At 69.9% G+C, this 23,770-nt stretch carries 18 protein-coding genes; 5 read left to right on the forward strand and 13 right to left on the reverse strand.

Annotated features, from left to right (window positions below):
• Together AOK17_RS38470 and AOK17_RS38475 are read left to right on the forward strand one after the other, a co-directional pair.
• Positions 1 to 1,681 (forward strand): helicase-related protein (locus AOK17_RS38470; protein ID WP_055617257.1); only part of this gene is annotated, 1,681 nt, incomplete at its 5' end.
• Positions 1,682 to 1,905: 224 nt separating this feature from the next.
• On the forward strand, positions 1,906 to 2,532 hold the full coding sequence (locus AOK17_RS38475; protein ID WP_055617258.1) for a hypothetical protein: 627 nt from the start codon (positions 1,906 to 1,908) through the stop codon (positions 2,530 to 2,532).
• 457 nt (positions 2,533 to 2,989) lie between these two features.
• Here the strand turns inward: AOK17_RS38475 and AOK17_RS38480 are convergent, their stop codons facing one another.
• From AOK17_RS38480 to AOK17_RS38490, 3 genes are all read right to left on the reverse strand, one after another.
• A complete protein-coding gene (locus AOK17_RS38480; protein ID WP_079053518.1) occupies positions 2,990 to 3,619 on the reverse strand; it encodes a hypothetical protein in 630 nt (209 codons plus the stop codon).
• A gap of 68 nt (positions 3,620 to 3,687) precedes the next feature.
• Positions 3,688 to 4,389 (reverse strand): ribonuclease HII, encoded by a 702-nt coding sequence (locus tag AOK17_RS38485; protein WP_055617260.1) that lies wholly within the window; start codon positions 4,387 to 4,389, stop codon positions 3,688 to 3,690.
• Positions 4,390 to 4,482: 93 nt separating this feature from the next.
• Complete coding sequence (locus AOK17_RS38490; RefSeq protein ID WP_055617261.1) at positions 4,483 to 5,106, reverse strand: TetR/AcrR family transcriptional regulator; 624 nt, start codon at positions 5,104 to 5,106, stop codon at positions 4,483 to 4,485.
• Positions 5,107 to 5,308: 202 nt separating this feature from the next.
• Between AOK17_RS38490 and AOK17_RS38495 the strand changes: the two genes are divergently transcribed.
• Complete coding sequence (locus tag AOK17_RS38495) at positions 5,309 to 6,862, forward strand: MFS transporter (protein WP_055617262.1); 1,554 nt, start codon at positions 5,309 to 5,311, stop codon at positions 6,860 to 6,862.
• Positions 6,863 to 6,992: 130 nt separating this feature from the next.
• On the opposite strand, the gene AOK17_RS38500 is transcribed toward AOK17_RS38495, so the two are convergent.
• The 4 genes from AOK17_RS38500 to AOK17_RS38515 form a co-directional block, all read right to left on the reverse strand.
• Positions 6,993 to 8,834 carry a DUF4153 domain-containing protein gene (locus AOK17_RS38500; protein ID WP_425424670.1) on the reverse strand — a complete coding sequence of 614 codons (1,842 nt, stop codon included), beginning with the start codon at positions 8,832 to 8,834 and terminating at the stop codon, positions 6,993 to 6,995.
• Between the two features lie 280 nt (positions 8,835 to 9,114).
• Complete coding sequence (locus AOK17_RS38505; protein WP_055617263.1) at positions 9,115 to 10,026, reverse strand: ADP-ribosylglycohydrolase family protein; 912 nt, start codon at positions 10,024 to 10,026, stop codon at positions 9,115 to 9,117.
• 12 nt (positions 10,027 to 10,038) lie between these two features.
• On the reverse strand, positions 10,039 to 10,698 hold the full coding sequence (locus AOK17_RS38510) for a histidine phosphatase family protein (protein WP_055617264.1): 660 nt from the start codon (positions 10,696 to 10,698) through the stop codon (positions 10,039 to 10,041).
• Positions 10,699 to 10,780: 82 nt separating this feature from the next.
• Positions 10,781 to 11,386 carry a YdbC family protein gene (locus AOK17_RS38515; protein ID WP_055617265.1) on the reverse strand — a complete coding sequence of 202 codons (606 nt, stop codon included), beginning with the start codon at positions 11,384 to 11,386 and terminating at the stop codon, positions 10,781 to 10,783.
• Between the two features lie 154 nt (positions 11,387 to 11,540).
• Here AOK17_RS38515 and AOK17_RS38520 point away from each other — a divergent pair, with 154 nt between their 5' ends.
• A complete protein-coding gene (locus AOK17_RS38520) occupies positions 11,541 to 12,074 on the forward strand; it encodes a TerD family protein (protein WP_055617266.1) in 534 nt (177 codons plus the stop codon).
• An 85-nt stretch (positions 12,075 to 12,159) separates the two neighbouring features.
• On the opposite strand, the gene AOK17_RS38525 is transcribed toward AOK17_RS38520, so the two are convergent.
• Positions 12,160 to 15,054 carry a vitamin B12-dependent ribonucleotide reductase gene (locus AOK17_RS38525; protein WP_055617267.1) on the reverse strand — a complete coding sequence of 965 codons (2,895 nt, stop codon included), beginning with the start codon at positions 15,052 to 15,054 and terminating at the stop codon, positions 12,160 to 12,162.
• 148 nt (positions 15,055 to 15,202) lie between these two features.
• Positions 15,203 to 15,754: a transcriptional regulator NrdR gene (gene nrdR / locus AOK17_RS38530; protein ID WP_055617268.1), complete on the reverse strand. Its 552-nt coding sequence runs from the start codon at positions 15,752 to 15,754 to the stop codon at positions 15,203 to 15,205.
• A 521-nt stretch (positions 15,755 to 16,275) separates the two neighbouring features.
• On the opposite strand from nrdR, the gene lexA reads away from it, so the two are divergent.
• Positions 16,276 to 17,055 carry a transcriptional repressor LexA gene (gene lexA / locus AOK17_RS38535; protein ID WP_055617269.1) on the forward strand — a complete coding sequence of 260 codons (780 nt, stop codon included), beginning with the start codon at positions 16,276 to 16,278 and terminating at the stop codon, positions 17,053 to 17,055.
• A 116-nt stretch (positions 17,056 to 17,171) separates the two neighbouring features.
• Here lexA and AOK17_RS38540 read toward each other — a convergent pair whose 3' ends face one another.
• From AOK17_RS38540 to AOK17_RS38555, 4 genes are all read right to left on the reverse strand, one after another.
• Complete coding sequence (locus AOK17_RS38540; protein ID WP_055617270.1) at positions 17,172 to 19,181, reverse strand: ATP-dependent DNA helicase; 2,010 nt, start codon at positions 19,179 to 19,181, stop codon at positions 17,172 to 17,174.
• Between the two features lie 64 nt (positions 19,182 to 19,245).
• Entirely contained in the window at positions 19,246 to 21,204 is a 1,959-nt protein-coding gene (locus tag AOK17_RS38545; protein ID WP_055617271.1) for an IucA/IucC family protein, read from the reverse strand.
• Positions 21,205 to 21,261: 57 nt separating this feature from the next.
• On the reverse strand, positions 21,262 to 22,137 hold the full coding sequence (locus tag AOK17_RS38550) for a GNAT family N-acetyltransferase (protein WP_055617272.1): 876 nt from the start codon (positions 22,135 to 22,137) through the stop codon (positions 21,262 to 21,264).
• 39 nt (positions 22,138 to 22,176) lie between these two features.
• Positions 22,177 to 23,612, reverse strand: a 1,436-nt coding sequence (locus AOK17_RS38555) for an IucA/IucC family protein (RefSeq protein WP_063997351.1), incomplete at its 5' end; no start/stop codon positions are given.
• Positions 23,613 to 23,770: the final 158 nt, after the last annotated feature.

Consider the following 23,770-nt stretch of genomic DNA (forward strand, 5'->3'; position numbering starts at 1 on the left):
CTGGGGCCACGACTTCCGGCCGGACTACCGCCGACTGCGCACGATGCTCGCGGATCTCCCGCCGGGCGTCCCGGTCCTCGCCACCACCGCCACGGCCAACGCGCGCGTGACGGCCGATGTCGCCGAGCAGCTGGGCACCGGTGGCAGCACGGACGCTCTCGTCCTGCGCGGACCGCTGGACCGGGAGAGCCTGAGCCTCGGCGTGCTGCAGCTGCCCGATGCCGCGCACCGGATGGCCTGGCTGGCCGAGCATCTCGGCGAGCTGCCCGGCTCCGGAATCATCTACACGCTCACGGTGGCCGCGGCCGAGGAGGTCACCGCGTTCCTGCGGCAGTGCGGGCACACAGTGACCTCGTACACCGGGAAGACGGAGAACGCGGACCGTCAGCAGGCCGAGGAGGATCTGCTCGCCAACCGCGTCAAGGCCCTCGTGGCCACGTCGGCGCTGGGCATGGGCTTCGACAAGCCCGACCTCGGGTTCGTGGTGCACCTGGGGTCGCCGTCCTCCCCCATCGCGTACTACCAGCAGGTCGGCCGTGCGGGGCGCGGGGTGGAGCATGCCGAGGTGCTGCTCCTGCCCGGCAAGGAGGACCAGGCGATCTGGCAGTACTTCGCGTCGATCGCCTTTCCTCCGGAGGAGCAGGTCCGGCGCACGCTGGACGTCCTCGCCCAGGCCGGTCGTCCGCTGTCGCTGCCCGCGCTCGAACCCTTGGTGGAGCTGCGCAGGTCACGTCTGGAGACGATGCTCAAGGTCCTTGACGTGGACGGCGCGGTGCACCGCGTCAAGGGCGGCTGGATCTCCACGGGCGACCCGTGGACGTACGACACCGAGCGCTATGCCTGGGTGGCCAAGCAGCGTGCGGCCGAGCAGCAGGCGATGCGTGACTACGTGACGACGACCGGCTGCCGAATGGAGTTCCTGCGGCGCCAGCTGGACGACGAGGGAGCCGCGCCGTGCGGTCGCTGCGACAGGTGCGCGGGGCCCCGGTTCACCGACGCCGTGTCCTCGTCGTCGCTGGACTCCGCGCGTGGTGAGCTGGGCCGGGCGGGTGTCGAGGTCGAGCCCCGGAAGATGTGGCCGACGGGCCTGCCTGCGGTCGGTGTCGATCTGAAGGGGCGCATTCCGGCCGGTGAACAGGCCGCGTCCGGGCGGGCGCTGGGACGGCTCTCGGACATCGGCTGGGGCAACCGGCTGCGGCCGATGCTCTCGCCCCAGGCTCCTGACGAGCCCGTTCCGGACGATGTGGCGAAGGCCGTGGTCGGCGTCCTGGCCGACTGGGCGAAGGGTCCCGGCGGCTGGGCCTCGGGGAGCCCCGACGCGCAGCCGCGCCCCGTCGGGGTCGTCACCATGGCCTCGCACGGCCGACCGCGCCTGGTCCAGTCGCTGGGCGCGCGGATCGCGGAGGTCGGACGCCTGCCCCTGCTGGGTTCCATCGAGTACGCCCCCGGACACGAGGCGGCGCAGGTCTCCAGGAGCAACAGCGCGCAGCGGTTGAAGGCCCTGGACGGGGCGCTCGTGGTGCCGCCCGGCCTGGCCACCACGCTGGCCCAGGCCCAGGGACCCGTCCTGCTCGTGGACGACTCGACCGAGACCGGCTGGACGTTGGCGGTGGCCGCGCGGCTGCTCCGGCGGGCCGGTGCACAGGGGGTGTTGCCGCTGGTCCTTGCCGTGCAAGGGTGATCCAGGCGTGACGGAGCAGGTTACGGGCAGGGATATATGAGGCGGATCACCGGATAACGGTCGGTGGCCCCAATTGCTCGTTGCCGCAACCAAGTTCGGCAGGAAGAATTGGCCTCGCGCCCCGCGCGGTCCATTCTGGGCCGCCCGTTCGGGCTGTGTCGCGGTGCGCTCCCCCAAGTCCGACCCCCCGCCCGTTGTATGGGCGCGTAGCCGAAGGGAGGACCGTGACCTTCGGATTCGCTCCGTCCTCGGCGGCATCGATGTCGACGTCCGCCACTTCCGCCAACTCACTCGCCCGAATGCTCGAACCCGCCGAATGGGCCGCCGCGGGGATTCCGCTGCTGCGCAATCCCCGGGAAGTCGTCAGCGGGCTGCACTCCCGGCATCTGCCCCGGCCGGACACCGCGATCGTCGCCGTCCTCGATCCGGACGAACGGCTAAGGGCCAGCGCGTCCTTCGTCCGGCGCCCGGCCCCGGCGGACGGCTGGATGTTCCGCAACGCGCTGCTCGCGCAGCTGCGCCGGGTCATCCCGCACGACCTGCGGCGCCGCACACCGGTGCGTACGGCCGTCCTGCTCTACTGCCGTGAGGGCGACGGGCGATGGACGGAGGAGGACGGGGCGTGGATGTGGGGGTTGCGAGACGCCTGCACGCTGCACGGGCTGCGCTGTGGGGCGTACATCACGCTGACGCGTGAGGGCTGGCAGGTGCTCGGCGAAGGACGTGGCGGACGTCGGCCGAGCGCGGACTCGAAGCCGGAGTCCCTGGACGCCCTCGCCGCGGTCGAGACCATTCAGCCACGCACCGGTGGCTCGGCCTCGGAGGTGCTGCGCCGCGCGGCGGCCCGCTGAGGCGGAACCCGCGACCGCCGCACGCGGGCACCGGTCGGCCCGTTCGTCCGGGTGGTGGCCCCCAGTACCGGTCCCGCCAGCCGCGGCGTGACCACGGACCACCGGCCTCGCTGAGGCGAGACAGAAGCAACACCGCTCGGCCGAAGACTGCGAGGGGGAGGGCAACCCTGTATCCCGAACCCGCACAAGGACACGCGCACAAACCCTCAGCGCGTACGAATCCCTCAGCGTGTGCAAGAGCTCGGCGCCTGCCAGGCTGCACACCCCCTGCAAGAGCCAAGAGCTCACCCGCATGACGACACCGAGGAACGAGCACGCGTACGCACACGCGCCCTCGAACCGCACCGACACGTCCCCCGTACCGGCACACGTCGGACCGTCCACCGTGCTCATGCCACCGCAGCCTGGGCCGCAGTGGCACTCCACCCCCCAAGTACCCCCAGACGAACGGGGGTCCTCAGACCCCCGCGCCCAGCACCGAGTTGATCTGCTGCGGGTTCCCGCAGACGATCAGCAGGGTGCCGGCTCGGCCGAGGGCCAGCGGCAGGGCGGTGGCGGCAGTGGCGTCGGGTCCGCCGTTGACGGCGACGACGACCACGGGCCGGGACGCGGCCTGGCCGAGGGCGGACGCATCGGCGTAGAAGACGTCGTCTCCCGCGTCGTGCTGGGCCCAGTAGGCGGCCTCGCCGAACGAAAGCTCGTGCGCGGCCCACGGGTGCGGTTCGCCGGTGGTGATCACCAGAACCTCACCGGGGACGCGGCCCGAGTCAAGGAGCAGGTCGACCGCTTCCTCGGCCGCGTCCAGCGCGCCCTCGGCCGAGGCCGGGATCAGCTGGATCTGCGGAGTCGAGGGGGCGGTGGGGGCCGCCGGGGCGGATGGCCCCGGCTTGGCCACGGCCGTGTCGTGCGGCGCGCGTTGCACCGGCGGCGCAGGCCGGACAGGACCCGGACGGCCGGGACGCGGCGGAGCCGCGGGACGGGGTCCGGGTACGGGACGGGGGGTCGGCGCGGTACGGCCGGCGGCCGTAGTGGCGCGGGGACCCTGGGCACTCTCGTGAATCTGAGGCTCCTCGGGAATGAGAGGCATGAGCTGATTTTTATCAAACGCCGGTGCGAGTCGCGTCGGCGGGTGGCACATGAGTGCGAGCGGAAACGTCAGAAATCGAAGCCGAGCTGCCCTTCGATCTCCGGAACGCTTCCATCCGCCCAACTGCGGACCTTCTTGAGGTGCCGCCACTGGGGCAGCGCATCAAGATACGCCCACGTCATCCGGTGGTACGGGGTGGGGCCCCGCATCTCCAGCGCGGCCTTGTGCACCGGTGACGGATACCCGGCGTTGGCCGCAAAACCGAAGTCTGCATGGTCGATACCCAGTTCGGCCATCATTTTGTCGCGCTGCACCTTGGCGATCACCGAGGCCGCCGCGACGGCGACGCAGGACTGGTCGCCCTTGATCACCGTACGGACCCGCCAGGGATCTCCGAGGTAGTCGTGCTTCCCGTCGAGGATGACCGCGTCGGGACGCACCGGCAGGGCTTCGAGGGCGCGGCAGGCGGCGAGTCGCAGCGCGGCCGTCATCCCCATGCCGTCGATCTCCTCCGGAGAGGCATGCCCGAGGGCGTACGACGTCACCCACTTCGCCAGTATCTCGGCGAGCGCGGTGCGCCTCTTGACGGTGAGGAGCTTGGAGTCGGTGAGGCCTTCGGGCGGGCGGCGCAGGCCCGTGACCGCCGCGCAGACGGTGACCGGGCCGGCCCAAGCGCCGCGCCCCACCTCGTCGACACCGGCAATGACCTTCGCTCCGGTCGTGGCGCGCAGGGAGCGCTCGACAGTGTGGGTTGGGGGTTCGTACGGCATGGCTCCCTCAGCCTACGCCGCTCGGAACCTCACGCGACACCCAGGTTTCCCCAGGCAACCTCGGCGCTCCGGCCTCACCGCCACAGAGACCGCTCACACGCCCGTCGGCCGCAGCAGCGGAACCATGAGCTGGTCGATCATCTCCTCGATGTCCCCCTCGCTCCATTCACTCGCGCACACCTTGGACCGGTACATCATCATCGCCGGAATGGCGTCGAGGACATACGAGTTCGCCGCGTCGGACCGCACCTCTCCCCGCCGGATTCCACGGTCGACGACCTCACCGAGCAGCCGGATGGTCGGCTCCACGACGCCTCCGAAGATCACCTCCTGGAAGCGCCGGGCCTGCGCCGCGTCACATTCGTGAATCACCGAGCGCATGGCGAATCCGGGGCGCGAGAACATCGCCTCGCGCGCCTGTCGGCACAGCTCCAGCAGGTCGTCCCGCACGCTCCCCATGTCGGGCACGTCCTCAAGTGACGGCAGTCCCGCCTGGAGTGCGTCCGCGACCAGATCCTCCTTCGACGGCCAGCGGCGGTAGACCGCGGCCTTGCCGGTCTGGGCGCCGGCGGCGACGCCCTCCATCGTGAGTCCGTTCCAGCCGACCGTACTGAGCTGATCCAGCGCGGCTTCGAGGATCGCACGTTCGAGTACGGCACCACGGCGGCGCGGGGAGGCCGCCTGAGCGGAGGCGGCCGTCCAACTCGAAGTAACCATGAGCGTGTCTCCGTCTGAGCGGGCAAGCGGCACGCACACGCGTGCATACGTGCCGTGCGGACCGGGTGGGTCCGCAAGCGGTCAAGTGACGCAAAGCGGCAGCGACTTCAGTGAACGCTTGCGTTCACTGTCGGGGACTCACTACCGTTTGACGCGGCAGTGAACGCGAGCGTTCACTAACGCACTTGTGGGGGACTTGATTGTGGCAACATCTCCATTGATCCAGGAACCAAAGCCAGGAGCGGCCCGCCGGGAGGGGCATCCCGGCATCGCGCTCACTGTCATCGCGGCCTGCCAACTCATGGTGGTACTCGACGCGACGATTGTGAACATCGCCCTCCCGCACATTCAGAACGCGCTCGAGTTCTCCACCACCGACCTCACCTGGGTCGTCAGCGCGTACACACTCACCTTCGGCGGTCTGCTGCTGCTCGGCGGCCGGGCCGGTGACATCCTCGGCCGTCGCCGGGTCTTCATGACCGGCATCCTGCTCTTCACGCTCGCCTCGCTGCTCGGCGGATTCGCCCAGGAACCCTGGCAGTTGCTGGCCGCACGCGCCCTCCAGGGCGTCGGTGGCGCGATCGCGTCACCGACCTCGCTGGCACTGATCACCACGACGTTCCCCGAAGGGCCCGAGCGCAACAGGGCGTTCGGAGTCTTCGCCGCGGTCTCGGCCGGCGGCGGCGCGATCGGCCTGCTGGCCGGCGGCATGCTCACCGAGTGGCTCGACTGGCGCTGGGTGCTCTTCGTCAACGTACCCATCGGTGTGCTGATCGCCGTGCTCGCGCCGCTCTACATCAGCGAGTCCGAACGGCATCCGGGGCGCTTCGACATAGCGGGCGCGCTGACCTCGACGGCCGGCATGGCGTCGCTCGTCTACGGCTTCATCCGGGCCGCGGAGGAGGGTTGGCGGGACAGCCTCACCATCGGCTCCTTCGGCGCGGCAGTGGTCCTGCTGACCGCGTTCGCGCTGGTCGAGTCCCGGGCGAAGGAACCGATCACACCACTGCGGATGTTCGCCGACCGCAACCGCTCCGGCACGTACGTGATCATGCTGAGCCTGGCCGCGGCGATGTTCGGCATGTTCTTCTTCATCGTCCTCTTCGTGCAGAACGTGTTGAGTTACACGCCGATCGAGGCCGGCCTGGCCTTCCTCCCCGTGACGGTCGCTATCGCCATCGGTGCGGGTCTGTCGCAGAAGTTCCTGCCGGTGCTCGGCCCGAAGCCGTTCATGATGGTCGGCTCGGCCCTCGTCGCACTCGGGCTCGGCTGGCTGACCTTCATGGACCCCGGGAGTACGTACGTCGGCGGGATCCTCGGTCCGATGCTGCTGTTCGCCTTCGGCATGGGTCTGAACTTCGTGACGCTGACCCTGACCGCGGTCTCCGGGGTCGCCGTGCACGAGGCGGGCGCGGCGTCCGGCCTGCTCAACGCCACGCAGCAGGTGGGCGGTTCGCTCGGCCTCTCCATCCTGACCACGGTCTTCGGCACGGCCAGCCGTAACGAGGCGGAGAAGCAGGTCGCGGACTTCATGGCCACCGCCTCGGCCGAACAGAAGGCGGAGTTCGCCAAGACCCAGCAGCTGCCCGCTCCCTGGAGCCACGAGGTGCTGTCCCAGGGGATCTCCACGGCCTTCATCCCGGCCGTCGCGATGGCGGTGCTCGCCCTGGCCGTCGCCGCGTTGGTGATCCGGGTCCGCAAGAGCGACCTCGACGCCCTGGCGGGCACGGCCGGGGCCGGACCCGCAGCGGGCTGAACGACACGACAGGGCCGGACCGCCGTGCTGGGTACGGCGGTCCGGCCCTGTCGTTCGTACGCATCCCTCGACGGCGTCCCTCAACGAGGATTCCTCGCAGGCGTGTACGCGGTCCGTGTGCGCCCCCGCCTCAGCGGTACGCCAGCTCGGTGCCCAGCCGGTTGCACACGTTCCAGTCGGCGTCGGGGGACAGCGGCCGTCCGTCGAGGACGTCCCGGGCGCGCGCCTCGCCCAGACTCGTGGCGTACCAGGACTTGTCCGCCCCCTCCAGGTCCTGCGCGATGGACCGCAGGGCACAGGAACGCAGTGGCTCGTCAAGTTTGTCGAGAGCCGGTGCGGCGTCGGCGGACAGCCCGCGCGCGTAGTCGAGGTCGAACGAGCCCTTCGCCTCGTACCGCTGGACGTTGCGCTCGGCGATCAGCGCGTCCGGCGACACCAGCCCGAAGGCGAGCACTCCCGCGGCGGCGCTCGCCAGGACCGCGCGCGGCAGCCAGCGGGCGCCCCAGACACCGGCCGCCATGATGAGCACGATGACCAGACCGAGCCAGAGCTCCACGGTCACCACGGAGATCCGCAGCCGCGTCAGCCCGTACGCCTCCACGTACATGTCCATACGCCGCACCGCCGATGCCACGACAACAAGTGCGAGGACGCACAGGGTTCCGAGGACGGCACGCACCAGCGTCCAGTCGCCGGAGCTGTCACGAGGGGCCCAGCGCAGGGCGAAGACGATGACGAGCAGGGTGAGGAGCGTGACCAGCAGCAGCTGCCAGAAGCCCTGGCGCGCGTACTCGGCGTACGTCTGGCCGGTCTTCTCCAGTACGGCGTCGTATCCGCCGAACAGGACGGCGAGCTGGACCGCGTTGAAGACCGCGAAGAGCGCGGCGAGCACGATCAGGGGCAGCGCCCACTCGACGCGCCCGCGAGGGCGGCCCGCCGGGACCTCGACGCGGTCCCACTGAACGGGTGCGGCGGCCGTGTGCGCCACCACGAGCGCCCCGACCACCCCGATCACGAACAGGACGGCGTGCCAGGGCCCTCCCGAGACCGACGCGTCCGGCACGAGACCGCCGAGGAGGTCCGCGAAGGCGGCGTCCGCCCCGGCGAAGAGCGCACCGAAGACGACCAGCAGTACCGCGGCAACGGCGAGCGCGCGGACCACCGGGCCCACGTTGCCCCGGGCCCCGCCGGACCGCTCCCGCAGGCCGCTCCAGCCCCAGACGGGACCGGTGACGAGCGAGGTGTAGAGACCGATCGGGCCGAACAGCACTCCTGTCCAGGTGCGACCGCCGTGCAGGGCGAGCGAGCCCGCCGCCACGGCGGCCAGGACGGCCAGGAAGGACGGCCAGTCGGCGTCACGGAGCGCAGGCACGCTCAGCAGGGCAAGCCCGCCCACGCCCCACACGAGCGTCCAGCGGTGCGGGCGACGGCCCGCTGCCTGCGCCGCGCAGTACGCGCCGAGCGCGGCCGGTATCGCCACCAGCAGGAGGTTGAGGGCCAGGCCGTCGCCGAGCAGGAGCATGCTGAGCACGCCGGTGGCGAGTGCGGCCCAGAGCGTGGCGTCGCGGATGGGGGCCGGGGGCTTCGCCTGGACGTCGGCGAACCAGGATTCGACGACGGGGCCGTCCCACTCTTCGTCCTCGTCGAGGTCCGGCGTGTCCACGTCTCGCGTGTCCACGTCTCGCGTGTCTACGTCCCGCGTGTCCACGTCCCGTGCCTCGGCATTGCGTTTCTCGAAATCGGTCCCGCCTGAACCTGTCCCACCCGAACCGGACCCCCCGGAGTCACCCCGCGCGGAGCCACTCTTCGAGAGCGCGCCACCGGTACGGGCCGCGGGCACCTCGTCCGCGGGTCCCTCAGGCACCTTCGGTGCCTCGGGTATCTCGGGCTCCCCGGCGTCGATGCCGGGCTTCACCCCTGAATCCTTCGAGGCCGACCCTCTCGGCTCGGTCTCGGACGGCGTGTCGGACACGGGACCCCCTCCCGACCGGTCCGGGCAGCGCGGCTCGCGGCTGCCGCGGAAGCCCAGGGACCGGTGTCTCGTCGGCGCACGCCCGTGATCATCAACGGGCGGCGTGGCGGAAAGGTTAACCGTGGGACACGCGGCGCAGCCGGTCACCGGCCCTCTGTGGCAGGGCTGTGACAGTGGCAGACGCTTGGGGCGGGAGGAAACGGGCAGGTGCGGCGCCCTCACCGAGAGCCGAACACAAACCGTGTCCGTGCAGCCCTACCCCCGGCCCGAAACCACCGTCCTAGCTCGCGACGCTCACCGACAGCCACTCCGGAAGCACCTCGGTCCGCTCCACCCACTCCGTGGGCGGCGTCCCGGCCTTCCCCGCGGCCACGACGCCTCCGACGATGGCGCAGGTCGTGTCCATGTCGCCGCCGACCTGGGCTGTCGCCCAGAAGCCCTCTTCGTAGTCACCGAGGGCCCGCGCCGCCGACCACAGGGCGAACGGCACGGTGTCGTGCGCGGTCGTACGCCGCCCGCAGCCGAGGACCGCGGCGACGGTCGTCGTGTCTGCGTAGTCGAGCATGTCCCGGGCGCGCCGCAGACCGGCTTCCACCGCGCTGCGCGGCACCAGGGCGATGACCCCGTCGAGCAGCGCCCCGGGGGTCGGCGGACCGCCCGGTGCGGCGGTCAGCGCAGCCGCCGCGGCCACGGCCATGGCGCCGACCACGGCTTCGCGGTGCTGGTGCGTGGGGTAGGCCGAGATCTCGGCCTGGTGCGTGGCCTGCTCCGGATCGTCCGCGTACCAGGCGCCCAGGGGAGCGATCCGCATCGCCGCGCCGTTCCCCCACGAGCCCTGTCCCTTGAAGAGGGCCGAGGCCAGCTCACGCCAGTCGCCGCCCTCCCGGACCTGCCGCAGCAGCCGGTTGACCGCCGGGCCGTAGCCGCGGTCGAAGTCGTGGTGCTCGGCGAAGGAGCGGGCCAGCGCGTCCTGGTCGATACGGCGGTGGACGGCCAGAGTGGCCACTACGGAGGAGGCCATTTCCGTGTCGTCGGTCCACTGCCAGGGGCCGGGCGGCAGCCCGCGGCGCTTGAGCAGCGGGTAGTTCGCGGGCACGAAGAACTGCGAGCCCAGCGCGTCCCCGACCGCGAGTCCGCGAAGGCTGGCCAGGGCCCGGTCCAGGCGCCCGTCGGGAGAGGAGTCAACGGTCATCGCCCTGCCACTCTATCCGGTGACTCCGTACGGTTCCGGATCACGCCAGCGTTCGAATGGACGGTCAAGCGTGTACTTGCCGTCCTCCCCGAGAACGAGCATGCGCACCTCCGCGTTCCCCGGGTTCGACAGCGACTCGAATTCCGCGACCGTCCAGTGGAACCAGCGCATGCAGAACAGCCGCATGGCGAGGCCGTGGGTCACGAGGAGCACGTTGGGCGGATGATCCGGGGCCTCGAAGCTCCGGAAGAGGCTCTCCAGGAAGCCGCCGACCCGGTCGTACACATCGGCACCGGACTCGCCCTGCGCAAAGCGGTAGAAGAAGTGCCCGTACGCGTCGCGGTACGCCTTCTGCAGCCGTACGTCGTCCCGGTCCTGCCAGTTTCCCCAGTCCTGTTCGCGCAGCCGCGGCTCCTCGCGTACGCGTACCTTCCCGGGGTCGAGATGGAAGGCCCGGAAGGTCTCGTGCGTGCGGCGGTACGGGGAGACGTAAACGCTTACGCGCTCGTTGCCGAGGACCTCCCGGATCTGTTTTCCCGTCTCCTCCGCCTGCCGCCACCCCTTCTCGGTGAGCGCCAGGGCGTGGTCGGGTTCACGCTCGTACACCGAGTCATCGGCATTGCCCACCGACTCGCCGTGCCGGACAAGGACGATGCGCCGTGGACGTGCCATACCGGAACCCTAGATCGAGTTGCGCCCGATCGAGCACTCGTACGGGCTCTATACGGCACAGGTCACATAAATCGCGTGCGTCTCAGACCGTCCAGGACGGTTCCAACTGGACTATGTCGCCCGTGAGCGCCGCGACGTCCGCCTCCAGCTGGGCCCGCAGGGCGAGCCGCTCCACACGCTCGGCCCGGTACTTGCCGTGCTCGGCGGCCGACTGCCACATGGAAAGGACCAGGAACTCGTGGCCGGGCGCCTCGCCGAACAGGCCCCTCACCATGCCGGGCGAGCCGGCCATCGCCGGGTTCCACACCTTTTCCTGCATCAGCGCGAAGTGCTCGGCGCGCTCCTCGTGGACGCGACAGTGCGCCACCCGTACCAGATCGGTCTCCGTGAAGCGCGGCTCGAAGCCGGTCTTCACGTCGAAACGGTGATCGAAGAGTTTGCTCTGCGCGTCCTTGAAGGTGCCCGACTGGGCAGCGGCCAGCCGGTCATGGGAGCGCGCCATGAAGGAGTCGTAGAAGGCACGGCTCTCCCAGAAGGCGAAGATGTGGGCCACTCCGGGCCTTCCCCGGCTCCAGCCCCCGCCCTGCCCCCGGAAACCCGGCTCCCCCAGAAGTCCCGCCCATTTCCGCTGCCCCCGTTCAAAACCGCGGCGGTCCACCACGGTGCAGCGAATCCACTTGACCAGCACCGCGCCATCGTACGGCCCAGGAACGTGGCGTCGGTCACGCTCGGGCGGACTGTGGCCGCCCGTGCGCCCCCATGTGCGTGGCACGATGGGCAACACGCCTCACCTGCCAGGCAGTTGAGGCGCCCGACACAGGGTGACCACGAGGGGAGAACCGGTGAACGGCCTCAACAAGGGCATCAACAAGGTCGAGATCTCGGTGAAATGGGATCCCAGTCCCGCAGGCGAACCGGCCACCGATCTCGACATCGTCGCCGCCACCTACCTCGCGACCGACACGCACAAAAACCCTGACTACGTAGTGCACTTCGACAGCCGCTCGCCGGACGGCACGATCTACCTCAACCGGGACAGCAAGGACGGCAAGGGCTTCGGCTGGGACGAGGTGATGACCCTGGAGCTCACCCGCCTCGACAAGCGGTACGCGCGCGTGGTCGTCGGCGTCGCCATCCAGCAGCGCTCCGGACGGTCCACCTTCGTCGGCGTGCACAACCCGGGCCTGCGTATCCGTGAGGGCTACAACGTCCTGGCCGAGGGCGATTTCGGCAGCGTCCTGGGGTCGACGGCCACCACGGTCGCGGACTTCGTGCGCGACGACTCCGGAGAGTGGACCTTCCAGTCGGACATCCGCGGCTTCGACGCCGACCCGGCGACCTTCGCCAGGATCATGGGCAACCCCGAGGAGTCCTGACCGAAGCACCGACGCACGCCGAAGGGGCGGCACGGCCGGTGGCCGTACCGCCCCTCACGGTTTGTTGATCAACTGCGGGTGCGGATCAGCTGCAGCCGCTGGTCGAGCCGCAGCCCTCGCAGATGTAGCAGGAACCGGCCCGCTGCATCTTCGTGCCGCAGGAGAAGCACAGGGGGGCGTCCGCCTGGATGCCCAGCTGCATCTCCACCAGTTCGGCGCTGGTGTGGGCCTGCTGCGGGGCGGGCTTGGCCGCCTCGACCGCTGCCTTCGGTGTGGCGACGGCCTTCAGTTCCTGCGCGCGGGGCGCGGACTGGGCGAGACCCTCGACGTCCAGCTCGTCGTCGGTCGGCTCGTACGAGCCCGTCTCCAGGTGACGCTGACGCTCGTCGGCGGAGTGGATGCCGAGCGCGGAACGCGTCTCGAAGGGCAGGAAGTCGAGCGCCAGGCGGCGGAAGATGTAGTCGACGATCGACTGCGCCATCCGCACGTCCGGGTCGTCCGTCATACCGGCCGGCTCGAAGCGCATGTTGGTGAACTTCGAGACGTACGTCTCCAGGGGCACGCCGTACTGCAGGCCCACGGAGACGGCGATCGAGAAGGCGTCCATCATGCCCGCGAGGGTGGAGCCCTGCTTGGACATCTTCAGGAAGACCTCGCCGAGACCGTCGTCCGGGTAGGAGTTGGCGGTCATGTAGCCCTCGGCGCCGCCCACCGTGAAGGAGGTGGTGATGCCGGGACGGCCCTTGGGGAGACGCTTGCGGACCGGGCGGTACTCGACGACCTTCTCGACCGCGGTACGGATGGTCTCCTCGGCCTTGGCCGTGACCTCGACCTTCTCCTTCTCCTTGGTCTTCGCGGAGAGGGGCTGGCCGACCTTGCAGTTGTCGCGGTAGATCGCGAGCGCCTTGACGCCCATCTTCCACGCCTCGAAGTAGACCTCTTCGACGTCCTCGACGGTCGCCGTCTCCGGCAGGTTGACCGTCTTGGAGAGCGCGCCGGAGATCCAGGGCTGGATCGCGGCCATCATGCGGACGTGGCCCATCGCGGAGATGGAGCGCTCGCCCATGGCGCAGTCGAAGACCTCGTAGTGCTCGTGCTTGAGGCCCGGGGCGTCGACGACATTGCCGTTGTCGGCGATGTGGGCGACGATCGCCTCGATCTGCTCCTCCTGGTAACCCAGGCGGCGCAGGGCCTGCGGGACGGTGCCGTTGACGATCTGCATCGAGCCGCCGCCGACCAGCTTCTTGAACTTGACCAGCGCGAGGTCGGGCTCAAGACCGGTGGTGTCGCAGGACATCGCGAGACCGATGGTGCCGGTCGGGGCGATGACCGAGGCCTGCGCGTTGCGGAATCCGTTCTTCTCGCCGAGGCGCAGAACGTCCTGCCAGGCCTCCGTGGCGGCGGCCCAGACCGGCGAGTCCAGGTCGTCCACGCGGACGGCCACGGCGTTGGCGTCGGAGTGCTGCTTCATGACGCGCTGGTGCGGCTGCGCGTTGCGGGCGTAGCCGTCGTACGGGCCGACGACCGCGGCGAGTTCGGCGGAGCGCTTGTACGAGGTGCCGGTCATCAGCGAGGTGATGGCGCCGGCGAGGGAGCGACCGCCGTCGGAGTCGTACGCGTGGCCGGTCGCCATCAGGAGGGCGCCGAGGTTGGCGTAGCCGATGCCCAACTGGCGGAAGGCGCGGGTGTTCTCGCCGATCTTCTGCGTCGGGAAGTCCGCGAAGCAGATGGAGATGTCCATCGCGGTGATGACCAGCTCGACGACCTGCGAGAAGCGCTCGACCTCGAAGGACTGATGGCCGAGGCCGTCGTCCTTCAGGAACTTCATCAGGTTCAGCGAGGCGAGGTTGCAGGACGTGTTGTCCAGGTGCATGTACTCACTGCACGGGTTCGAGCCGTTGATCCGGCCGGACTCCGGGCAGGTGTGCCAGGCGTTGATGGTGTCGTCGTACTGAATGCCGGGGTCGGCACAGGCCCAGGCCGCCTCGGCCATCTTGCGGAAGAGCTCCTTGGCGTCGACCTCCTCGATGACCTCGCCGGTCATGCGGGCGCGCAGGCCGAACTTGTCGCCGTTCTCCACGGCCTTCATGAACTCGTCGTTCACGCGGACCGAGTTGTTGGCGTTCTGGTACTGGACGGACGTGATGTCGTCGCCGCCCAGGTCCATGTCGAAGCCCGCGTCGCGCAGCGCGCGGATCTTCTCCTCTTCCTTCACCTTGGTCTCGATGAAGCCCTCGATGTCGGGGTGGTCGACGTCGAGAATGACCATCTTGGCCGCGCGGCGGGTGGCGCCGCCCGACTTGATCGTTCCTGCGGAGGCGTCGGCACCGCGCATGAAGGAGACGGGACCCGAGGCGTTGCCGCCCGAGGAGAGCAGTTCCTTGGAGGAACGGATACGGGAGAGGTTCAGGCCGGCGCCCGAGCCGCCCTTGAAGATCATGCCCTCTTCCTTGTACCAGTCGAGGATCGACTCCATGGAGTCGTCGACGGCCAGGATGAAGCAGGCGGAGACCTGCTGGGGCTGGGGCGTACCGACGTTGAACCACACCGGGCTGTTGAAGCTGAAGACCTGGTGCAGGAGGGCGTAGGCCAGCTCGTGCTCGAAGATCTCGGCGTCGGCGGGCGAGGCGAAGTACTTGTTGTCCTCGCCGGCCTTCCGGTACGTCTTCACGATGCGGTCGATGAGCTGCTTGAGGCTCACCTCACGCTGCGGGGTGCCCACAGCGCCGCGGAAGTACTTACTGGTGACGATGTTGACCGCGTTCACCGCCCACTCGGCGGGGAACTCGACGCCACGCTGCTCGAAATTGACCGAGCCGTCGCGCCAGTTGGTCATGACGACGTCACGGCTCGCCCACTCGACCTCGTCGTACGGGTGCACGCCCGGAGTCGTGTGGATCCGCTCGATGCGCAGTCCCTTGTTCGCCTTCGTCCCCTTGGCTCGGGAACTCCGTGCCGGACCGCTCGCCGTCTCTGTCATGCCGCCTCCCTGTATCGGGCTAAAACGCCCAGAAGTGCCTCGTTCTTCCCGTGGCACGGTGTGTGTCTGAATGCCACGAGCCACGCGTACGCGTCCGCTCGCAACAGGTCTGTGGTCGCCGCCGTCCGGGCCGGTCCGGCCCCTCTCGTCAGTCGGCGGCGCTGGCGGGCACGGGGACTTCGACAGTCTCTCCGGACCCGCGGTCGATTCCCTGGCATCCCTCGCCCGCGTCCTCGTCGACCGCGGCGGGGGGCTGCGTCTCTTCCCTGAGTTCAGTGATGGCGGCCTCGAAGTCCTCCAGCGAGTCGAACGCCCGGTACACGGACGCGAAGCGCAGATAGGCGACGAGGTCGAGCTCCTGCAAGGGGCCGAGTATGGCCAGTCCCACGTCGTGGGTGGTCAGTTCGGCGCTTCCGGTGGCCCGCACCGCCTCCTCGACCCGCTGGCCGAGCTGAGCGAGTGCGTCCTCCGTGACAGGCCTTCCCTGGCACGCCTTGCGCACGCCGTTGATGACCTTGGTACGACTGAAGGGCTCGGTGACTCCGGACCGCTTGACCACCATGAGCGAGCACGTCTCCACGGTCGTGAAACGACGGGAGCAGTCGGGACACTGGCGGCGCCTGCGGATCGACGTACCGTCGTCCGTCGTACGGCTGTCGACGACACGGCTGTCGGGGTGCCTGCAGAAGGGGCAGTGCATCGAACTCCAACCCTCCTCACACAAGCACGACTCAATAGCCTCGTCAGGGCCCTTGAGCCCCTCGAAGCAGCCCCCAGCATAGGCGATGACCATGGGTCCGGAAGACCGGGGGACCACAACTTCTGGGCTGCTGTTGCAATCCAACCACTAGATGTGGGGATTGGCTCGTAAATTCACACCCGGCGCGCGTGTCGCACCGTATTGGCATGTGCCGCACGGCCATACCCGTGAGAGGCGTACGGGGATACGGTGGGCGCCACAGGGGCAGGGGGCCGGTTCCCGGTCGACGGGACACCTGGTGGCAGACTGACCCTCGCCCCACTCCGGCCCACAAGGCCATCGCCCCGGCGGTGAAGAGTACAGCAATGAGCGCTTTTGTCCGCCCGGTGCAGCGTTAGCCATACACCCAGACACATGATCACGTCAGGCCATCCACACTTTTTCACTCGAACGTGTGTTTGGCGCAACCTTTCGAAAGCAACTACCGTTGTCCAGCAGGGAGACGAACGAGAGGGGCCGACGTGACCACCACCGCAGACAGTGCCACCATCACTGCCCAGGACCGCTCCCAGGGCCGATTTGAGCCGGTGCATGCCATGAATGAAGTGAACCAGGAGGGGCCCAAGCCCACACGCTCCCTGCCGGGCCGACCTCCAGGTATCCGGGCGGACAGCTCCGGACTCACCGACCGGCAGCGCCGGGTGATCGAGGTCATCAGGGACTCCGTGCAGCGGCGCGGATACCCGCCGTCGATGCGGGAGATCGGACAGGCCGTCGGCCTCTCCAGCACCTCCTCGGTCGCACACCAGCTGATGGCACTGGAGCGCAAGGGCTTCCTGCGCCGCGACCCGCACCGACCGCGGGCCTACGAGGTCCGGGGATCCGACCAGTCCACCGCGCAGCCCACCGACACGGCGGGCAAGCCGGCCGCGTCGTACGTCCCGCTGGTCGGCCGGATCGCCGCCGGTGGCCCGATCCTCGCCGAGGAGTCGGTCGAGGACGTGTTCCCGCTGCCCCGGCAGCTGGTGGGTGACGGCGAGCTGTTCGTCCTGAAGGTCGTCGGAGACTCGATGATCGAGGCAGCGATCTGTGACGGCGACTGGGTGACGGTCCGCCGCCAGCCGGTCGCGGAGAACGGCGACATCGTGGCGGCCATGCTGGACGGCGAGGCCACGGTCAAGCGCTTCAAGCGCGAGGACGGCCACGTGTGGCTGCTCCCGCACAACTCCGCGTACCAGCCGATCCCCGGCGACGAGGCCACCATCCTCGGCAAGGTCGTGGCGGTGCTGCGGCGGATCTGACTCCGCCCCTGACCGGGCCCCGGGACCCCTGCGCCGGTTCCGGGGCCCTGTGCTGTCCTCACTTGCGCACGTCAGTAGCCTGCCCCCGGCCTCGGCCGGGGGCAGGCTACTGACGTCTACACCTCTTCTGCCTTCGCCGCTTCTGTGTTCTCTTCCGTCTCCGCCTTCTTCGCCACCTCGTCGATGGCGGCCAGGGACCTTCGCACCTGGTTACGGTCCGTCGTGAACCAGAAGTCGGGCAGTGACGCCTTCAGATAGCTTCCGTAGCGCGCCGTGGCGAGCCGCTGGTCCAGCACGGCGACCACACCGCGGTCCCCCGTCGCCCGTACGAGGCGGCCGGCGCCCTGCGCCATCAGCAGGGCCGCGTGGGTGGCCGCGACGGCCATGAAGCCGTTGCCCCCGGCGTCCTCGACCGCCTTCTGGCGGGCGCTCATCAGCGGGTCGTCGGGGCGGGGGAAGGGGATCTTGTCCATGACGACCAGCTGGCAGCTGGCGCCCGGGACGTCCACGCCCTGCCAGAGCGAGAGCGTGCCGAAGAGGCAGGTCTTCGGGTCCGCCGCGAAGTTCTTGATCAGCTCGCCGAGCGTCTCCTCGCCCTGGAGCAGGATGGGGAACTCCGGGATGCGGGAGCGCAGTTCCTCCGCGGCGAGCTGGGCCGCCCGCATCGAGGAGAACAGGCCGAGCGTGCGGCCACCGGCGGCCTGGATCAGCTCGGTGAGCTCGTCGAGCATGTCCCCGCGGTCGCTGTCGCGCGCGGGCCGCGCGAGGTGCTTCGCGACGTAGAGGATGCCCTGCTTGCCGTAGTCGAAGGGCGAACCGACGTCGATGCCCTTCCAGGGCGGGATGTCCTCACCCTCGACGCCTTCCGGGGCCAGGCCCAGTGAGGCACCCACGCCGTTGAAGTCGCCGCCGAGCTTGAGCGTGGCCGAGGCCAGGACGACGGAGCGGTCCGTGAAGAGCTTCTCGCGCAGCAGGCCCGACACGGACATCGGGGCGACCCGCAGGGAGGCACCGAAGCGGTCGTGCCGCTCGTACCAGACGACGTCCCACTCCGAGCCGTTCGTGATCCGCTCCGCCACGTCGTGGACCGACTCCACTGAGGCGAGGGCCTGTTTGCGGACAGCGTCCTCGTCGCTGACGGACTTGTCGCGGGTCGCGCCGATCGCCGAGATGACCGTACGCGCGGCGTCCCGCAGGGCCATCAGCGCGTATCCGAGATCCTCGGGGACCTCCTCCAGGCGGCCGGGCAGGGCGAGCTCCATCAGGCGCTCGAAGCCCTCGGCGGCTGTCTGGAGCTGGTCGGCCGCCTTCTCGTTGACGAGCTTCGCGACGCGGCGCACGGCGCGGTTGACCTGGCCCGGGGTGAGCTCGCCGGTCGCGACTCCGGTGACGCGGGAGACCAGCTCGTGCGCCTCGTCCACGATCAGCACCTCGTGCTGCGGGAGGACCGGGGCGCCTTCGATGGCGTCGATCGCGAGGAGGGCGTGGTTGGTGACGACGACCTCGGCGAGCTTGGCGCGCTCACGGGCCATCTCGGCGAAGCACTCCGCTCCGTAGGCACACTTCGAGGCGCCGAGGCACTCCCTGGAGGACACCGAGATCTGTGACCAGGCACGGTCCGAGACACCGGGGGTGAGATCGTCGCGGTCGCCCGTCTCGGTCTCATCCGCCCAGTCCCTCATCCGCAGCAGGTCCTGGCCCAGCTTGCTGGTGGGAGCTGCCGCCTCGAACTGGTCGAAGAGGCCCTCCTCCTCGTCCTGCGGGACGCCTTCATGGAGGCGGTGCAGGCACATGTAGTTCGACCGGCCCTTGAGCATCGCGAATTCGGGGCGGCGGCGCAGCAGCGGATGCAGTGCGTCCACCGTGCGCGGCAGGTCCCGCTCCACGAGCTGGCGCTGGAGCGCGAGGGTGGCCGTCGCCACGACGACCCGCTCCCCGTGAGCGAGCGCGGGCACGAGGTATCCGAGCGACTTTCCGGTACCCGTGCCGGCCTGGACCAGCAGATGGGAGCCGTCGTCGATGGCCTGCTCGACGGCTTCGGCCATGGTCACCTGGCCAGGGCGCTCCGTACCGCCGACGGCTGTGACGGCGGCATGCAGGAGTTCGGGGAGTGAGGGCTCTGTCATAGCCCGACCACCCTACGGGGCCGCACTGACAACCGGGCGATCAAGGCTGGGACGAGGGACCCGATCATGGCTGGTGCAGCGGGTTCGGAACGGTGCCGTGCACGGCGGCGTGCGGGCGCTGGGGGCGGTCGCGGTAGCCGTCCAGATGCAGTCGGTTGCGGTTGAGGCACAGCCGCTCGATACGCGGAGTGAGCAGGTCGAACGTTTCGTAACGCTCCTTGAGCTCCGGGAAGAGCCTGTGGTGACGGAGGATCTCCGCCCGGACGAGCGACCAGAACTCGGCCTCCGGAACGCCCAGTTGCGCCTCGTAGAGCGGGGCCAGGTAGCGGAAGACACCGACGAAGAGCCCGGAGTGGATGAACTGCGTGAGGAAGGCGGCCGGTTCCGTGAGCAGCACGGCCCGTACGTCGTCCGGCATGGACGCGTGCTCGGGTAGCCGCTCGGCGCTGACGTTGACGTCGTCCACGAAGTCCTTCACCGCGAGCCGGACGGGGACGTCGTGGTCGTCGAAGACAACGATCGCGTTCTCGCCATGTGGGCTGAACACAGTGCCGTAGCGGTAGAGGAAGTGCAGCAGGGGCGGCAGCAGTGCGGCGAAGAGCCGGCGCAGCCAGATCCGCGGGGCCAGCCCCGAGCGCTCGACGAGCTCCGCCGTGAAGGCCCGGCCGTCGGGGTCGGTGTGCAGGAGGGCGGCCAGGGTGCGGGCGCGTTCGCCGGGTGCCAGATGGCGGCAGAGCGGCTCGCGCCAGATCGCGCCCAGCAACTCCTTGTACTGGTACGGGACTTCCGGCAGCGCGTCGTACACGGGGTGCCCGACCGTGACGGACGCGACCTCGCCGAGGAGGATGACCCCGCAGGTGTCGCGCAGGAAGGGGTCCGCGTCGCGCAGGCCGTGCATCCAGGCGGTGACGGCGGGTGCCGCGAGAGTGCGTTCCGTCGGAAGGCCGCGCCACACCAGGGTGTTGAGGACGGACAGCGGCAGTTTGACGGTGTGCCGGTCCGGGCGTGAAGTGTTGAGGAAGGTACGGACCGACTGCTGGGGCAGGCGTAAATCGGCGTCCGGGGGCAGCGGAACGATGGCGCCGGCGGCGACGGAGGGCGCGAAGAGCGGCAGCACGACGTCGTTCCACTGCCAGGGGTGCACGGGCAGGTAGAGGTACGACTCCGGTGTGAGCCCACGCGCGCGTAGTGCGACGTCGTAGGACTCCCTGGTGGCGTGGTCGAGCTCGCGCGCGTAGAGCTCGTCCGCGGTCTCCAGGCCGGCGACGCCCCGGTATGTGGCCAGTGAGGTGTGCACCGCGATCCACGGCAGGGCCGTCCCTCGGCGGCCCTCGGGTGCCCAGTGGGCGGCGTCCGTGGCGGAGAATCCGAGGCGGCCTTTGTTGAGGACGATCCAGGGGTGGCCCGTCTGATGGCCCTCCAGCTCGGCATATCCGAGGTCGGCGAGCCGGGCGGCGGGCAGCGCCGTGTGGTCGAGGCGCGCGTCCGCGGCGAGTGTGGTGGTCAGTTCCCTGATGACGTGCCCGAGGGTGGCGCCGTCGAGGCCGAGCGTGGCGCGGGCGCGGGTGAGGAAGTCGAGGGGGTCGGTGTAGAGGCGCGAGGGTTCCGGTCGCACGGCCTCGCCGGTCGCTCCGGTTGCCTCGGTCAGGGTGAGGGAGGACGGATCGACCTGCCAGCTGTCGTACGCACCGCGGCGGGCGCGGAAGCCGATGATGCCGCCGGCGTCGAGGCGGAGGATGTAGGAACGCGCGTCGTCGGCGCCTGCGGCGGGTGGCGAATCGTCTCCTCTGGGGTCCGGGACTCCGGCCGGTGCCGTGACCTCGGGGGGACAGGTGGCTGCCGCGGCTTCACCGGACCGGTTCCCGTCCGCCTCGGGCACCAGGATCTCCTCGTGCGCGAACTCCCCGATCATCTTGGCGAGCAGGCGGCGCCCCGCTCTTTCCCATCGCTCCGGGCTCAGTTCGGGCGGGTCGTAGAGCCATGACGGCTCTCCGGGAGTCGGGTCGGCGGACGGGTTCGGCACGGGGACTCCTCGACTGGGAACCTGATCGGGGCGAGCGGTGTACTAAAAGTGACGGCGCTACAACAGATCGCGCAGGGCCCGGTCCCTGACCATGAGGGCTGCCTTCTTGTCGAGCAGTTCGACCTCGGCGGAGAACCGGAAGCCGGCACTGAGAAAGGCGGACACGGAGGGGATGTTGCGAAGGTCGGGTTCGGCGATGACGCGTGCGCACGAGGGACGACGGTCGAGGACGAGATCGGAGACGGCTCTGAGCAGAGTCGTGCCGAGTCCACGCCCACGATTGGCGACACCACCGATGAGGAGGTGGATACCGGTGTCGTGAAGGCGGGCGGGGTAGTGGCGGGCCAGGGGGTCGAGGTCCGCCCGGTAGATCTCCCAGTAGCTCATCGGCGTGCCGTCCAGCACGCCGAGACAGGGGACGCTGCGTCCGTCGCCGCCGAGTTGGGCGCGCAGGTGGTCCTCGGTCGCCGTCCCGGGTCCGGAGAGCTCCCAGAAGGCTGCCACCGCAGGGTCGTTCATCCAGCGGCTGATGAGCGGGAGATCTCGGTCGAGATGTACGGGGGCTAGGTGGAAGACGCCCGCGGCGGTGGCGGTCGGACCCCAGTCACCGACGCGGTCGAGCAGGTCGTCACCGGCCGGGGCGACCGGGGCGGGCCACGCTGTGCCCGGCGCCGAGGCCTGCGCCGTGCCCACCGTGTTCCGGCCCCCGCCGTTCCGCTCTGCCCGTTCCGCGGCTCCCCCGGCCGCTTCGGCCTTCGCTCCCCCGACCACCTCACCCTTCGCCCCCTCGGCCTTTTCGGCGAAGAACGCGAGGAGTTCGTCGGGCAGGCGCAGATCGAGGGTGTCCTCGGTGTCCGCACCGGGACCCGTGTCGCTGCCGGCGGTGGTGTAGGGGGCGGTACCGGCGTCGGTGCTCGCATCGGTGGGAGGCACGGCGACGCTCCTCTCAGGAGACGGGGTGGGTCATGTTCCTCAGGAATGAAGGGGGTTGGCGATGGTGACGTAGACGGACTGGGTGTCGACCGGACCGACGAGTTCGTCGAGGCCGTGCAGCCGGGTCAGCAGGTTGGCCTTGCAGCGCAGAACGGGTGAGTCGAGCAGCTGGGCGGGCAGGGAGGTACGCAGCCGGGCGGGCCCCGAGGCGACATCGGCGAGGAATCGGCGGAAGGCGGCGAGCAGCAGCCGTTCGTCGGCGAGGCGCTGGGAGCCGAAGGCCCCGATGAGACCGAGCACGTTGTTGATGCCGAGGTAGTAGGCGAACCGCTCGTCGGTGACCTCGTCGGAGACGAACGTGTCGCTGTTCTCGCCGATGCCGGGGAGTCGTTCGTTCAGTTCCGCGCGCCGGGACTCGCGGAAGTAGTAGCCCTGGTTGTCGCGGTAGCGACCGCCCACGGGCCACCCTTCCTGGTCCAGCAGGAGCAGGGTGTTCTGCTGGTGGGCCTCCAGCGCGATGCCCGCCTCGCTGTCCAGCCAGAGGACGGGGCGGACGACCTGCTCCAGGTAGCGCAGGAACCACTCGGCGGCGACGGCGCCGCGTGGCCGGCCCGTGCGTCCGGCGAGCCGGGTGACGATCTCGGTGAGTCTGGCCCGAGTCGTGGTCCTGCTCTGCTCGGGGTGCTGTTGTCCGGTGGGCTGGGCCTGGGGCCTGGGCGAGACGAGTCCGGCAACGCAGGAGACGTCGTCCGTCGGCGTGAACGGATTGTGGCGGATCATCACGTCGAGGCCGGGCACGGGGTTGCCGTCCGGGTCGTTCACCGCGAGCCAGGCCGGGTCGCGGACGATGTCGAAGCCCGGGTGGGTGGCCTGCCACTGTTCGGCGAGGCCGCCGCGCAGCAGCCGGTGAACCTCGACACCGCGGTGGAGTTCCTTACGGAGGTTCTCCCGGCGGGAGTTGGTGATGCGCAGGCCCAGCGAGAGCTTCAGCATCGCGGGGGCGTCGGAGCGGTACAGGGTGCGTACGGAGGAGGTGGGGTGCCACGGGGAGCCATGAGGGCCGAGGTCCAGGAGCAGTCCGGCGTCCAAGAGTTTCGCCGTATCCGGGCGGTGGCGGATCTCGCGGACCTGCCAGGGGTGCATCGGCAGCGCGGCGTATCCGTCGGGCAACCGCAGTCCGGCACCGGCGAGCCGGGGCGTGAGCTGCTCTGCTGGCACGAGGCGGCCTCGCTCGGTCCAGGCCGAGTCGGTGGCGAGCGCGGAGGGGGCGACAGCCATCCAGTGCAGGGGGAAGGAGCCGCGCAACTCGGGTGAGTAGAGCCGGGTTTCGGCCCCCGACAGTCCCTCGCGGCTCTTCGGAGTGGGGTGCAGCGGGTGGCCGAGCAGCAGCGCCTGCTCGGCCGAGAGGAAGAGGTCGGGGCCGTCGGCGGGGTTCTCCCTGCGGTCCGTGATGAAGACGACGGTCCGCCGTACGGNNAGGTCACCGCCGTCGGCCGAGGCGTGGGCATGGGTCTGCGCCTGGGCCTGGGCAGGAGCGTCCGTCGTGTGGGAGGCGTGCGGCTCGGCAACGGCGTCCGTCGCTTCGGCATGGGTTGGCTCGGCGGGAGCGTCCTGGGCGGTGAGGGCGGTCGGC

The organism is Streptomyces phaeochromogenes (assembly GCF_001418655.1).
GTDB lineage: Bacteria > Actinomycetota > Actinomycetes > Streptomycetales > Streptomycetaceae > Streptomyces > Streptomyces phaeochromogenes.

Bases quoted from the DNA above. Each gene is read 5' to 3' on its own strand.
- AOK17_RS38480 (WP_079053518.1), bottom strand. From the start codon at position 3,619: ATGCCTCTCATTCCCGAGGAGCCTCAGATTCACGAGAGTGCCCAGGGT.
- AOK17_RS38485 (WP_055617260.1), bottom strand. From the start codon at position 4,389: ATGCCGTACGAACCCCCAACCCACACTGTCGAGCGCTCCCTGCGCGCC.
- AOK17_RS38490 (WP_055617261.1), bottom strand. From the start codon at position 5,106: ATGGTTACTTCGAGTTGGACGGCCGCCTCCGCTCAGGCGGCCTCCCCG.
- AOK17_RS38505 (WP_055617263.1), bottom strand. From the start codon at position 10,026: ATGACCGTTGACTCCTCTCCCGACGGGCGCCTGGACCGGGCCCTGGCC.
- AOK17_RS38510 (WP_055617264.1), bottom strand. From the start codon at position 10,698: ATGGCACGTCCACGGCGCATCGTCCTTGTCCGGCACGGCGAGTCGGTG.
- AOK17_RS38525 (WP_055617267.1), bottom strand. From the start codon at position 15,054: ATGACAGAGACGGCGAGCGGTCCGGCACGGAGTTCCCGAGCCAAGGGG.
- nrdR (WP_055617268.1), bottom strand. From the start codon at position 15,754: ATGCACTGCCCCTTCTGCAGGCACCCCGACAGCCGTGTCGTCGACAGC.
- AOK17_RS38540 (WP_055617270.1), bottom strand. From the start codon at position 19,181: ATGACAGAGCCCTCACTCCCCGAACTCCTGCATGCCGCCGTCACAGCC.